8 protein-coding genes are annotated in these 13,278 nt (G+C 72.5%); 4 read left to right on the forward strand and 4 right to left on the reverse strand.

All coding sequences use genetic code 11. The features are described from left to right. Positions 1 to 42 precede the first annotated feature (42 nt). Together OG965_RS12585 and hrpB are read left to right on the forward strand one after the other, a co-directional pair. The gene (locus OG965_RS12585; RefSeq protein WP_371652089.1) at positions 43 to 861 is read left to right on the forward strand and encodes a class I SAM-dependent methyltransferase; all 819 of its coding nucleotides are present in this window, start codon (positions 43 to 45) and stop codon (positions 859 to 861) included. Between the two features lie 142 nt (positions 862 to 1,003). Continuing rightward, entirely contained in the window at positions 1,004 to 3,586 is a 2,583-nt protein-coding gene (hrpB, locus tag OG965_RS12590; RefSeq protein WP_371652090.1) for an ATP-dependent helicase HrpB, read from the forward strand. Between the two features lie 49 nt (positions 3,587 to 3,635). Here hrpB and OG965_RS12595 read toward each other — a convergent pair whose 3' ends face one another. The 4 genes from OG965_RS12595 to polA all read right to left on the reverse strand — a co-directional run bounded on the left by OG965_RS12595 (position 3,636) and on the right by polA (position 9,770). Continuing rightward, positions 3,636 to 4,625, reverse strand: coding sequence for a DUF3068 domain-containing protein (locus OG965_RS12595; protein WP_371652091.1), 990 nt, complete (start codon positions 4,623 to 4,625; stop codon positions 3,636 to 3,638). A gap of 15 nt (positions 4,626 to 4,640) precedes the next feature. After that, a complete protein-coding gene (locus OG965_RS12600) occupies positions 4,641 to 4,796 on the reverse strand; it encodes an SPW_0924 family protein (protein ID WP_371652092.1) in 156 nt (51 codons plus the stop codon). Positions 4,797 to 4,949: 153 nt separating this feature from the next. After that, on the reverse strand, positions 4,950 to 6,641 hold the full coding sequence (locus OG965_RS12605) for a lytic murein transglycosylase (protein WP_371652093.1): 1,692 nt from the start codon (positions 6,639 to 6,641) through the stop codon (positions 4,950 to 4,952). Between the two features lie 420 nt (positions 6,642 to 7,061). Continuing rightward, positions 7,062 to 9,770, reverse strand: coding sequence for a DNA polymerase I (polA, locus tag OG965_RS12610; RefSeq protein ID WP_371652094.1), 2,709 nt, complete (start codon positions 9,768 to 9,770; stop codon positions 7,062 to 7,064). A 132-nt stretch (positions 9,771 to 9,902) separates the two neighbouring features. On the opposite strand from polA, the gene OG965_RS12615 reads away from it, so the two are divergent. Both OG965_RS12615 and OG965_RS12620 read left to right on the forward strand, forming a co-directional pair. Further along, the gene (locus OG965_RS12615) at positions 9,903 to 12,203 is read left to right on the forward strand and encodes an FdhF/YdeP family oxidoreductase (RefSeq protein ID WP_371652095.1); all 2,301 of its coding nucleotides are present in this window, start codon (positions 9,903 to 9,905) and stop codon (positions 12,201 to 12,203) included. A gap of 83 nt (positions 12,204 to 12,286) precedes the next feature. Further along, positions 12,287 to 12,754, forward strand: coding sequence for a PaaI family thioesterase (locus OG965_RS12620; protein WP_371652096.1), 468 nt, complete (start codon positions 12,287 to 12,289; stop codon positions 12,752 to 12,754). The last annotated feature ends 524 nt before the right edge of the window (positions 12,755 to 13,278 follow it).

Consider the following 13,278-nt stretch of genomic DNA (forward strand, 5'->3'; position numbering starts at 1 on the left):
AGCCGCGCTCGTGCTTCTGCGCAAACTACAACGACGGGCACGATGATCCAAGAGTACGAGGCCGAATACGAGCCCGATGCGACGCGGCGTGACGCAGGCGACGCGGAGAGCAGCCGGGCCAGCCGCGGCTGGTGGGACCGGAACGCCGACGAGTACCAGACCGACCACGGAGCGTTCCTGGGGGACGACCGTTTCGTCTGGGGCCCCGAGGGGCTCGACGAGGCGGACGCGGCACTGCTCGGCCCCGTGGAGTCCCTGAAGGGACTGGACGTCCTGGAGATCGGCGCCGGGGCGGCCCAGTGCTCGCGCTGGCTGGCCGCCCAGGGCGCCCGTCCGGTCGCCCTGGACCTCTCGCACCGCCAGCTCCAGCACGCGCTGCGCATCGACGGCGGTGCGGTTCCGCTGGTGGAGGCGGACGCGGGGGCGCTCCCGTTCGCGGACGGCTCTTTCGACCTCGCGTGTTCGGCTTACGGGGCGGTCCCGTTCGTGGCCGAGCCGGTGCGGGTCTTCCGCGAGGTGCGCCGGGTGCTGCGGCCCGGCGGGCGCTGGGTCTTCAGCGTCACCCACCCCATCCGCTGGGCGTTCCCGGACGAGCCGGGCCCGGAGGGGCTGAGCGTGGCCGCGTCCTACTTCGACCGCACGCCTTATGTGGAGCAGGACGAGGCCGGGCACGCGGTCTACGTCGAGCACCACCGGACGCTGGGCGACCGGGTGCGCGACGTGGTGGCCGGGGGCTTCCGGCTGGTGGACCTGGTCGAGCCGGAGTGGCCGGCCTGGAACACGCAGGAGTGGGGCGGCTGGTCCCCGCTGCGGGGCAATCTGATTCCGGGCACGGCGATCTTCGTGTGCGAGCGGGATTAGTTCGTGCGCGGCGGGGCTCGCGCCGGGTTCGACTGTCCCGGCGGAGGCCCCGCCGCACCCCATTAGTAATACGAACCCACAAACCAGCTGGTCTGTGGACGACCGGAAACGGGTCCGGGCCGGGACGTACGAAACTGTGGTCGTGATCCGAACCGACGCGATCGAGCGTCTTCCCGTACGCCACGCCGTGCCCGAGCTGCTGAGCGCACTCGACGGGCACGGCACGGCGGTCCTGTCCGCGCCCCCGGGCACCGGCAAGACCACGCTGGTGCCACTGGCGCTGGCCGGGCTGACCGGGGCCGGTCCACGGCGGCGGGTGCTGGTGGCCGAGCCGCGGCGGATGGCGGTCCGGGCCGCCGCCCGCCGAATGGCCTGGCTGCTCGGCCAGGAGGTCGGGGACGCGGTCGGTTTCTCCGTGCGCGGCGAGCGCCGCACCGGCCCCCGCACGGTCGTCGAAGTGGTGACCACCGGCGTCCTGCTGCAACGGCTGCAACGCGACCCCGAGCTCGCGGGGGTGGACGTGGTGCTGCTCGACGAGTGCCACGAGCGCCATCTGGACGCGGATACCGCGATCGCCTTCCTGGTGGACGTACGGGCCGCCCTGCGACCGGAGCTCCAGCTGATCGCGGCGTCCGCCACCAGCGACGCGGAGGCCTGGTCACAGCTCCTCACAGTGGCCGACGGCTCGGGCCCGGCCCCGGTGGTGCGGAGTACGGGACAGGGCCACGGGGCGGCAATCCACTACGCCCCGCCGCCCGCCGGGATCCGCCCGGCCCACGGCACCTGGGTGGACCAGCAGCTGCTGCGCCACGTCGCGGCGACGGTCCGGCTGGCCCTGGAGGCGCACGAAGGGGATCTGCTCTGCTTCCTGCCGGGCACCGGCGAGATCGCCCGGACGGCCGGAATGCTGGACGGGGTGGACGCCGAGGTCCTCCAGTTGCACGGGCGGGCTCCGGCGGCGGTCCAGGACGCGGTGCTGCGGGGAGGCGAGGGGCGTCGACGGGTGGTCCTCGCGACCTCCGTGGCCGAGTCCAGCCTGACCGTGCCGGGCGTGCGGATCGTCGTCGACTCGGGGCTGGCCCGCGAGCCGCGCGTCGACCACGCACGCGGGCTCGGCTCGCTGGCGACCGTGACGGTGTCGGACGCCGGGGCGACCCAGCGGCTGGGCCGCGCGGGCCGGGAGGCGTTCGGCGCGGTGTACCGGTGCTGGGCGCCGGCCGACGACGCACGGCGCCCGCGCTTCCCGTCTCCCGAAATCAAGATCGCGGATCTGGCGTCCTTCGCCCTGCGGGCCGCGTGCTGGGGCGATCCGACCGCACGGGGACTGGCGCTGCTCGACGCCCCGCCCACCGGGGCGATGGCGGCGGCCCGCTCCGTCCTGACCGCGATCGGCGCGGTGGACGAGGACGGCCGGGCCACCGAGCGGGGCGCGCGGATGGCCCGGCTCGGGGTGCACCCCCGGCTGGCCCGGGCGCTCCTGGACGGCGCGGCCGAGGTGGGCGCGCGCCGGGCGGCCGAGGTGGTGGCGCTGCTGAGCGAGGAGCCGCCGAGGGAGTACGGGGACGACCTGGCGGCGGCGTGGCGCACGGCCCGCCGGGGCGGCGACGGATACGCGGCGCGTTGGCGCCAGGAGGTGCGGCGGCTGACGTCGGCGGCGACGGGAGCGGGTTCCGTGTCCACGGCGACGGGAGCGGGCCCGGTGTCCACCTCTCCCTCGGGCTCCGGGCCGGAACACTCCCCGGGTTCGGGGTCGGACGATGCCGTTGCCGGGCTGGTCACCGCGCTGGCGTTTCCGGAGCGGGTGGCGCGGGCTCGGGGTGAGGGCTCGTTCCTGATGGTGTCCGGTACCCGTGCCGAGCTGGGGAAGGGGTCCGGGCTGAGGAATGCCGGGTGGCTCGCGGTGGCCGTGGCGGACCGGCCGGTGCAGGCCGCTTCGGCGCGGGTGCGGCTGGCCGCCGTCGTAGACGAGGGCATCGCCCGCGTGGCGGCCGGGCCGCTGGGGGCCGAGGGCGAGGAGGTGCACTGGGAGGACGGCGATGTGGTCGCCCGGGAGGTGGAGCGACTGGGCGCGGTGGAGCTGTCCGTGCGTCCGCTGAAGCAGCCCGACCCCGCTCTGGTGCGGCGGGCGCTCCTGGACGGGCTGGCGAGGGATGGCATAGGGCTGCTGCGGTGGTCGCGGGAGTCCGGGGGGTTGCGGGAGCGGCTGGCGTTTCTGCACCGGACGCTGGGCGAGCCTTGGCCGGACATGTCGGACGGGGCGCTGCTCGCGCGGGCCGAGGAGTGGCTGGAGCCGGAGCTGTCCCGGGCGCGGCGCCGGGCCGATCTGGGGAGGCTGGACGCGGGGCAGGCGCTGACCCGGCTGCTGCCGTGGGCGAGCGGCGAGGCGGCGCGCCTGGACGAGCTGGCACCGGAGCGCATCGAGGTGCCGAGCGGGTCGCGGATCAGGGTGGAGTACGGGGGCGCGCAGCCGGTGCTCGCGGTGAAGCTCCAGGAGATGTTCGGGCTGGAGGGAACGCCGGAGGTCGCCGGGGTGCCGGTGCTCATACATCTGCTCTCCCCGGCCGGGCGGCCCGCCGCAGTCACCGCCGACCTGGCGAACTTCTGGCGGGAGGGGTACCGGGCGGTCCGCGCCGAGCTGCGCGGGCGCTACCCCAAGCACCCCTGGCCGGAGGACCCTTCACGGGCCCAACCGACGCGCCACACCAACGCCCGGCTCAAACGGTGACCTGCGGGAAAGGCGACCTGCGGAAATCCGACCCGCTCTCGCGCCGAGGTCACGCGTTGACCGGCTCCGGTTCCGTACGGGCCGTCGGGGCCGGGGTGCCGGGGCGGCGGCTGCGGGCCTCCAGCCACAGGGAGAGGGCGAGCAGTGCGGTGCCGAGTCCGAGGAAGGCCCAGGGGAAGTAGGAGGTGAGCAGCAGGACCAGGGTGCGGTTCTTCTTGATCAGCGCGACCGTGTGGTCGACGTAGTCCTCGCGCATCTTCACATGACCGGAGAAGGCGGTGATCTTGTCTTGGCCGAACAGAGCCGTGGCGTTGCGGAGTTCCTCCTGGTGGATCTCCTCGCCGTTGACCGGTCCGCCGGTCACCGGGTCGACCCAGAACATCCGCTTGGTGCTGTACCACCGGGTCAGGCCGGTCTGCTTGGCGACCTCGGGGGTGACGCCGAGGGGCATCGCCTTGGGGAAGGGGACCCGGGTCCAGGGGATGGTCTGCTCGAAGTAGTAGACCCTCAGGCCGTGGAAGGCGATCGTGCCCTTGTAGTGGATGGGGGCGCTGGTGCGGCTCTGGGCGTCGAAGTACTCGTAGTCCCGCTTCTCGGTGAGGAACGGCCACTTGAACTCGATGCCCTCGCGCTTGACCGGGTCGCCGTCGACCATCTCGCCGGTGGCGTGGACCGGGGCCTGGCTGTGGGCGTCGAAGATATAGCGCTCGGGGTTCTTGGAGACGAACTGGCCCTTGTCGTCGAGGACATACGTCAGGGAGTCCCAGACGACGACGTCCTTGCCCGAGGTCTTCTCGATCTTCCGGGACTCCTCGACGTTGCCCTTGAGGGTCTGCACGATGGTCACCTTGGGGACCGTCACGGACTTGAACCGCTTGTAGTCGAGGAGGGTGGCGTCCTTCGCCTCCAGGACCGTCTCCTGGTACTGGCTGGGCGGGACCTTGGCGAGCCGGGGGAAGGCGTACCAGCGCAGCAGCGGGGAGAGCGCCGCGAAGAAGACGGCGAGGGCGAGCAGGATCAGGCTGGCTTTGCGTCGCATGCGGCCGGCTCTCCTCTACTTCCCGGGCGGGATGGCCCCGGGGGCGGTGGGGACGGTGGTGAGCAGGGGCTTGGGCGAGGTGGTGCCCTCGGGTGCGCCGATCGCCGAGACGGTCAGGACGATGGCGAGGGCGGCGGCGAGCCCGATGGCCGCGGCGACGAGGGCGCGCATGCTCGGCCTCCCGGAACTGATGGGTCGTCAGGGTTGGGGCACCGTAGCAACGCGGGAGTGAGATGAGAACACGTGGGACCGCCCCCGCTGCACTTGCGGCAGCGGGGGCGGTCCGGAGACGACGGCGGCGGGTTGCCGCGGGAGGGGAGGCGGTCAGGCGACCTTGAGCTGGATGTCGAGGGTGGCGCCGCCCGGGGTGGTGAGGCGGAGCACGAAGGTGCCGGTCTGGCCGTCCGCGTAGATCTTGGGAAGACGCAGCACACCGTGGGCGTCGGTCTTCAGATCCTTCAGGGACCGGATCGGGTTGCCCTTGTCGTCCTTGAAGTAGGGGCCCTTGTCGTTGACCTTGGGGTCGGCGGCCGCGGTGCCGGTGGCGGGCGCCTCCGGGGTGACGATCATCGCGGCGGCGACGGCGATGCCGGGGACGACGGCTCCCTTGTACGTGGCCTTGACCTCCACGTAGTTGGCGAACTCGGCGCCGGGGGCGGCCGTCAGCTCCTTGGTGTCGGTGCGCGCCAGGGCGTCCGCCTGGCGGGCGTTGACGGTGGCGGTCCACTTGATCTCGGGCAGGGTGGTGCCGACGACGGTGGCCCGGACGGTGAAGTTGCCGGTCTGCTCGCCCGCCAGCAGTGCGGGGGCGGTGGCGCGGCCGTCGGCGCCGGTGGTGACCGTGACCTGGGTGGCGCCGCCCGGGAAGCGGGCGTCGGTGGCGCCGATGACCTGGAAGCGGACGGTCGCCTTGCCCATCGGCCGGCCGAACTGGTCCTTGACGCGCACCTTGGGCTGCCCGGCGAACGAGGAGCCCGCGGTGGCCGTCAGGGGCGCGGTGGCCGCGTCCTCGAACGTGCTCGCCTTCTTCGACGGCAGCGGCCTGGGCGAGCCGGGGTCGCTCGGGGTGGGCTTGGAGGGCTCCGGGCGCGTCGGCGTCGGGCCCGGCTTGGACGGGGTGGGCTTCGGCGTCGGGCCGGGGGTCGACGGGTGCGGGGTCGGGACCGTGCCGGAGGGCCGGCGGCCGGGGGTGTCGCTGCGGTTGCCCGGCAGCACGCCCGTACCGTTCGGGACCTCGTGCGAGCCGCGCTTGTAGTAGGCGAACCACGACAGGACCGTGCTCAGGTACTCCTGCGAGTGGTTGTAGCTGAGCACCGCCTTGTCCAGGTCGGACTGGACGGCGAGGTCGCGGCTGCCGCAGAGGTAGTAGGCGGCGGCGAGCGAGGCGTCGTAGACGTTGTTGGGGTCCTTGCGGCCGTCGCCGTTGCCGTCGCGGCCGGAGCTCGCCCAGGTGGAGGGGATGAACTGCATGGGGCCGACGGCGCGGTCGTGGACCCTGTCGCCGTCGTAGGAGCCGCCGTCGGTGTCGGTGATGTTCTCGAAGCCGACGCCGTTGAGGACCGGGCCCAGGATCGGGGTGAGGGTCGTGCCGTTGGCGTCGACGCGGCCGCCGTTGGCCTGGCCGGACTCGACCTTGCCGATGGCCGCGAGTATCTGCCAGGGGAGGTGGCAGGAGGCCCGGTCGCGGGCGACCTCGGCCTCGGCCTTCTTGTACGCGTCGAGGAGGGTAGCGGGTATGCCCTGCAGGTCCGCGCCGATGACGGGCGAGCCGGTGGTCGGGGCGCCCGGCGGCGGGTTCGGGGAGACGAGGGGCGGGAGGTCCGTGTAGTACGGCGAGTTGCCGCTGGCGGGGGCTCCGGGGGGAGGCGTCGGGGTGCCGGACGCCGCGTGTTCACCCGCCGGGCCGTTGGCCAGGACGCCCGGTCCCTGGGAGGCGGAGAGCGCCGCCACCGCCACCGCGGCCACAGCGGTCGTGGTCGCTCCCCTGCGCAGCCGTCGCCCGATCTGCGGTGCCATACGTCCAGCCCCTCCCCATGGTCAGCAGTTCACGCTCCCCAGCGCAGGTCCGGTCGTCAAGGTGCCGTCGTTCGCCCGAAGGGCGTGCCGCGCGGCGTCTGGTGCGTGCGATCGCAAGGCGCCGGAAGGCCCTTGTAGCGGAGCTACCAGAGCGTTTCGGCAACGCCGCGAGCGTGCGTGCCGGACGCCGCGCGGCAGGCGGCACCTTGACGACCGGACCTGGGCCTCAGGTGACCCTAACGGACCTACCGGGTGCGGCGACACCGTCCCCTGACCCTTATTCACCTTTTCACCGCTTCGTCACCCGGCGGCTTCCCAGATATGGCGGAGAATCGGCTCCCCCTACCGCACAAGGGTCTGCCCGCCGGGTATGGCACTCGGCGGGCAGGTCCTCGTGGGCCCGGTGGTCCGGGCCGGTGGTCAGTGCGCGGCGGACTCCCAGTCCGCGCCCGCGCCCACCGACACGTCCAGCGGGGCGCGCAGGGACACCGCCGAGGCCATCTCCCGGCGGACCAGGGCCTCGACCTTCTCGCGCTCGCCCGGCGCGATCTCCAGGACGATTTCGTCGTGGACCTGGAGCAGCAGACGGGAGCCCAGGCCCGCCTCGGCCAGGGCGCGGTCCACCTTGAGCATGGCGACCTTGACGATGTCCGCCGCCGTGCCCTGGATCGGGGCGTTGAGCGCCATCCGCTCGGCCATCTCGCGGCGCTGGCGGTTGTCGCTGTTGAGGTCCGGCAGATAGCGGCGGCGGCCGAGCATCGTCTCCGTGTAACCGGTCGCCCTGGCCTCCTCCACCACGCGCTGGAGGTAGTCCCGTACGCCGCCGAAGCGTTCGAAGAACGTGTCCATCAGGCCGCGCGCCTCGGCTGCCTCGATGTTCAGCTGCTGGGAGAGGCCGAACGCCGAGAGGCCGTAGGCCAGGCCGTACGACATGGCCTTGATCTTGCGGCGCATCTCCGGGTCGACCTGGGTCTTGTCGACGCCGAAGACCTGGGACGCCACCGTCGTGTGCAGGTCCTCGCCCGAGGCGAAGGCCTCGATCAGGCCCTCGTCCTCCGAGAGGTGGGCCATCACCCGGAGCTCGATCTGGCTGTAGTCGGCGGTGAGCAGCGACTCGAAGCCCTCGCCGACCACGAAGCCGCGGCGGATGGCGCGGCCCTCGTCCGTACGCACCGGGATGTTCTGGAGGTTGGGGTCGGTCGACGAGAGGCGGCCGGTCGCCGCGACCGTCTGGTTGAAGGTGGTGTGGATACGGCCGTCCGCCGCGACGGTCTTGATCAGACCCTCGACGGTGACCCGCAGCTTCGCCTGCTCGCGGTGGCGCAGCATGATGACCGGCAGCTCGTGCTCGGTCTGGGCGGCCAGCCACGCCAGCGCGTCCGCGTCCGTCGTGTAGCCCGTCTTGGTCTTCTTGGTCTTGGGCAGGGCGAGCTCGCCGAAGAGGACTTCCTGGAGCTGCTTGGGCGAGCCGAGGTTGAACTCGTGGCCCACCGAGGCGTGCGCCTCCTTCACCGCCTGCTGCACCGCGCCCGCGAACTGCTGCTCCATCGCCTCCAGATGGGGGCGGTCGGCCGCGATGCCGTACCGCTCCATCTTGGCGAGGAGGGTCGAGGTGGGCAGCTCCACGTCGTGGAGCAGGTCGGTCGCACCGACCTCCTTGAGGCGCTCGGTGAAGGCGTCGCCCAGGTCCAGGACCGCGCGCGCCTGGGTCATCAGGGCCTCGGCCTCGGCCTGGTCGTCGGCGCCGAAGGCGAGCTGGCCGTCGGCGGCCGCCGGGGCGAGCTCGCGGCCCAGGTACTCCACGGACAGCGCGTCCAGGGCGAAGGAGCGGCGGCCGGGCTTGACCAGGTACGCGGCGAGCGCCGTGTCCATGGCGACGCCGTCGACGCTCCAGCCGTGCTCGGGGAAGACCCGCATCGTGGCCTTCGCGTTGTGCAGGACCTTCGGCTTGGCGGCGTCCGCGATCCAGGCGGCGAAGGCGCGCTCGTCCGCCTCGTCGAGTTCGGAGGGGTCGAACCAGGCCGCGGGGCCGTCGGCGGTGGCCAGCGCGATCTCGCTGACGCTGCCCGTGCCGAGCGCCCAGGCGTCGACGGTGGCCAGGCCCAGCGGCCCGGAGCCGTGCTCGGCGAGCCAGGGGGCGAGCTCGCCCGCGCTCAGCACCGCGCCGTCCAGCTCCACGCCGGCGGCGGGGGCCGGGGCCTCCTCCTCGCCCGCGCCCGGGTCGACCGCGAGCAGCCGCTCGCGCAGCGACGCGTTGCGGATCTCCAGCACGTCCAGGACGCCGATCAGCGCCGTCCTGTCGTACGGCGCGCGCTCCAGGTCGGCCGGGGTCTTGGCCAGTTCCACGTCGCGCACCATCTCGGTGAGGCGGCGGTTGAGGCTGACGGACTCCAGATGGTCCCTGAAGTTCTGCCCGGCCTTGCCCTTGACCTCGTCGGCGCGCGCGACCAGCTGCTCGAAGGAGCCGAACTGGTTGATCCACTTCGCGGCGGTCTTCTCGCCCACGCCGGGAATGCCGGGCAGGTTGTCGGACGGGTCGCCGCGCAGGGCCGCGAAGTCCGGGTACTGCTGCGGGGTCAGGCCGTACTTCTCCTCGACCTTCTCCGGGGTGAAGCGGGTCAGCTCGGAGACGCCCTTGGTGGGGTAGAGCACCGTCACGCTCGGGGAGACGAGCTGGAAGGAGTCGCGGTCGCCGGTGACGATGAGGACCTCGAAGCCCTCGGCCTCGGCCTGGGTGGCGAGCGTCGCGATGATGTCGTCGGCCTCGAAGCCCTCGGTCGCGAAGCGCGGTGCGTTCATCGCGTCCAGGAGCTCGCCGATCAGCTCGACCTGGCCCTTGAACTCGTCGGGGGTCTTGGAGCGGTTCGCCTTGTATTCCGGGAACTCCTCGGAGCGCCAGGTCTTGCGCGACACGTCGAACGCCACCGCGAAGTGCGTGGGCGCCTCGTCACGCAGCGTGTTCGCCAGCATCGACGCGAAGCCGTACACGGCGTTGGTCGGCTGACCTGCGCCGGTCGTGAAGTTCTCCGCGGGCAGCGCGAAGAACGCCCGGTACGCCAGGGAGTGCCCGTCCATGAGGAGCAGGCGCGGTCGGTTGTCTGGGGTCTTCTTCGATGCTGTCTCAGCCACGTCCCCGATCCTGCCACGCCCCACTGACAATCCCGGCCAGTGTGCGGCGGGGACCGCGCCGGGACGGCTGTCAGTGGTCCGTGACAGGATCGGAACCGTACGTATCGCACACGTCGCTCGAAGGGGAGCGCCATGGCCACCAAGCCGCCCGATGGGGACCCGGTTCAGGACGCGCCGCAGGTCGCGCCGCCCAAGCACGCCGCCGCCGGGCTCACCGCCATCGGGTACACGGCGCTGGTGGCCCAGCAGCAGATGGGCGTGGCCCGGGCCACGCGGACGCTGCTGAAGGTCAACCAGAAGGACGGCTTCGACTGTCCGGGGTGCGCCTGGCCGGAGGGCGACAAGCGGCACGTCGCGGAGTTCTGTGAGAACGGGGCGAAGGCGGTCGCCGAGGAGGCGACGCTGCGCCGCGTCACCCCCGACTTCTTCGCCGCGCACCCCCTCGCCGACCTCGCGGGCCGCAGTGGGTACTGGCTGGGCCAGCAGGGCCGGATCACCCAGCCCATGTATCTGCCGGAGGGCGCCGACCGGTACGAGGCGGTGACCTGGGAGCGGGCGTTCGAGATCATCGCGGCCGAGCTGAAGGCGCTGGACTCACCCGACGAGGCGCTCTTCTACACATCGGGACGCACCAGCAACGAGGCCGCGTTCCTGCTCCAGCTCTTCGCGCGCGAGTTCGGCACCAACAATCTGCCGGACTGCTCCAACATGTGCCACGAGTCGTCCGGCTCGGCGCTCACCGAGACCATCGGCATCGGCAAGGGCAGCGTCTCCCTGGAAGACATGCACCAGGCCGACCTGATCATCGTCGCCGGGCAGAACCCGGGCACGAACCACCCCCGGATGCTCTCGGCCCTGGAGCAGGCCAAGGCGGCGGGCGCGAAGATCATCTCGGTGAACCCGCTGCCCGAGGCGGGCATGGAGCGCTTCAAGAACCCGCAGACCGCCAAGGGCCTCGCGCTCGGCGGCCAAGCGCTCAACGACCTGTTCCTCCAGATCCGCATCGGCGGCGACCAGGCCCTGTTCCGCCTGCTCAACAAGCTGATCGTGGAGACCGAGGGGGGTGTCGACGAGCTGTTCGTCCGCGAACACACCCATGGGTACGAGGAGTTCGCCGCGGCGGCCCGGGCGGCCGACTGGGACGAGACGCTGGCCGCGACCGGGCTCACGCGCGCGGAGATCGAGCAGGCGCTGTCCATGGCGCTCGCCTCCAGGCGCACCATCGTCTGCTGGGCGATGGGCCTGACCCAGCACAAGCACGCGGTGGCGACGATCCGGGAAGTGGTCAACTTCCTTCTGCTGCGCGGCAACATCGGCCGCACCGGCGCGGGGGTCTGCCCGGTGCGCGGCCATTCGAACGTGCAGGGCGACCGCACCATGGGCATCTTCGAGCGGCCCGCGCCCGCGTTCCTCGACGCCCTGGAGAAGGAGTTCGGCTTCGCGCCGCCGCGCCACCACGGCTATGACGTGGTCCGCTCCATCGAGGCGCTGCGCGACGGCAAGGCGAAGGTGTTCTTCGCGATGGGCGGCAACTTCGTGGGGGCCACGCCCGACACCGAGGTCACCGAGGCCGCGATGCGCCGCGCCTCGCTCACCGTCCATGTGTCGACCAAGCTCAACCGTTCGCATGCGGTCACCGGCCGCCGTGCGCTGATCCTGCCGACGCTCGGGCGCACCGACAAGGACGTCCGCAAGAGCACACTCGGCAAAAAGGACACAGTGCAGTTCGTGACCGTCGAGGACTCGATGGGGCTGGTGCACTCCTCGCGCGGCAACCTCAAGCCCGCGAGCCCGCATCTGCTCTCCGAGCCCGCCATCGTCGCCCGCCTCGCGCGCGCCACGCTCGGCACCGACTCCACGGTGGACTGGGAGGAGTTCGAGAAGGACTACGCGACGATCCGCGACCGCATCGCGCGCGTGGTCCCCGGCTTCGAGGACTTCAACGCGCGCGTGGCGAAGCCCGGCGGCTTCCGGCTGCCGCACGCGCCGCGCGACGAGCGCCGCTTCCCCACCGCGACCGGCAAGGCCAACTTCACGGCCGCGCCGGTGGAGTATCCGACGGTGCCCGAGGGCCGACTGCTGCTCCAGACCCTGCGCTCGCACGACCAGTACAACACCACGATCTACGGCCTGGACGACCGGTACCGGGGCATCAAGGGCGGCCGCCGGGTGGTGCTCGTGAACCCCGAGGACGCGCGCGAGCTGGGGTTCGCGGACGGTTCGTACACGGATCTGGTGAGCGAGTGGAAGGACGGCGTGGACCGGCGGGCGCCCGGTTTCCGCGTCGTGTACTACCCGACGACCCGGGGGTGCGCGGCGGCGTACTACCCGGAGACCAACGTCCTGGTGCCGCTGGACTCCACGGCGGACACCAGCAACACCCCTGCCAGCAAGTCCGTGATCGTACGTCTGGAACAATCGGCGACCGTCTAAGCGTTCGCTCAGACAGGTCGGCCGCGCGGGCCGTCGCCGGCCGAACAGCCAGATGGAACCGGACCACGATCGGAGTCCCACCCATGGGTGAGCAGAGCAAGGTGAAGTTCCCGCAGGAGGTCATCGACGAGTACGCGGCGCTGGGCATCGACCTGCCCGCGCTGTTCTCCGCGGGGCACCTCGGCATCCGGATGGGCGTGCAGATCCTGGAGGCGTCGGCGGAGCGCGTCGTCGGCACGATGCCGGTCGAGGGGAACACCCAGCCGTACGGGCTGCTGCACGGGGGTGCGTCGGCGGTGCTCGCCGAGACGCTCGGGTCGATCGGGTCGATGCTGCACGGGGGGATCTCCAAGATCGCGGTGGGGGTCGATCTGAACTGCACGCATCACCGGGGGGTGCGCAGTGGGCTGGTCACCGGGGTGGCCACGCCTGTGCATCGGGGGCGCTCTACGGCGACGTACGAGGTCGTGATCACGGATGAGCAGGACAAGCGGGTCTGTACTGCGCGGCTGACGTGTCTGCTGCGGGACGCGGAGGCGCCGAAGGGCTGATGGGGCCCCACCCCGCCCCTTCCCTAAACCCTCCGGGGGTGGGAGGGGGTGAAGGTGGGGTTTCCCGGGGGCTGCGCCCCCGGACCCCGGGCGGGGGCTCCGCCCCCTGCACCCCTCTCGCGGGGCCTGCGGCCCCTGCACCCCGCCCACGGGGGCTCCGCCCCCCGTACCCCCCGCTGGGGCTCCGCCCCTGCCCCCGCTGCCGGGTGGGTGGGTTGCTGCGGGCGAAGCCCGCTGCCCTGCGCGGGGGCTCCGCCCCCGATACCCCCGCCGGGGCTGCGCCCCCGCCCCCGCTACGGGGCTCCGCCCCGGACCCCGGCTCGGGGGTGGGTGGGCTACCTGGGGACGCGGCCCCAGGTCCCCGCTCTCGGGGCTCCGCCCCGAACCCCGCTCCTCAAACGCCGGAGGGGCTGAATTTGCCCGGGCCCCGGCTCCAAGCCGGAGGGGCTGAATTTCCCGCCGCCGGGCCTCGCATCGTGGCCGCACCCCATCCCCCTAAGGGGCGCGGGGAACTGCGCGGCCAG

The sequence above is a fragment of the Streptomyces sp. NBC_00224 genome, from assembly GCF_041435195.1.
Lineage (GTDB): Bacteria > Actinomycetota > Actinomycetes > Streptomycetales > Streptomycetaceae > Streptomyces.

Coding starts and splice junctions, on each gene's coding strand:
- OG965_RS12585 (WP_371652089.1), top strand. CDS start 43: ATGATCCAAGAGTACGAGGCCGAATACGAGCCCGATGCGACGCGGCGT.
- OG965_RS12620 (WP_371652096.1), top strand. CDS start 12,287: ATGGGTGAGCAGAGCAAGGTGAAGTTCCCGCAGGAGGTCATCGACGAG.
- OG965_RS12615 (WP_371652095.1), top strand. CDS start 9,903: ATGGCCACCAAGCCGCCCGATGGGGACCCGGTTCAGGACGCGCCGCAG.
- OG965_RS12600 (WP_371652092.1), bottom strand. CDS start 4,796: ATGCGCGCCCTCGTCGCCGCGGCCATCGGGCTCGCCGCCGCCCTCGCC.
- OG965_RS12595 (WP_371652091.1), bottom strand. CDS start 4,625: ATGCGACGCAAAGCCAGCCTGATCCTGCTCGCCCTCGCCGTCTTCTTC.
- OG965_RS12605 (WP_371652093.1), bottom strand. CDS start 6,641: ATGGCACCGCAGATCGGGCGACGGCTGCGCAGGGGAGCGACCACGACC.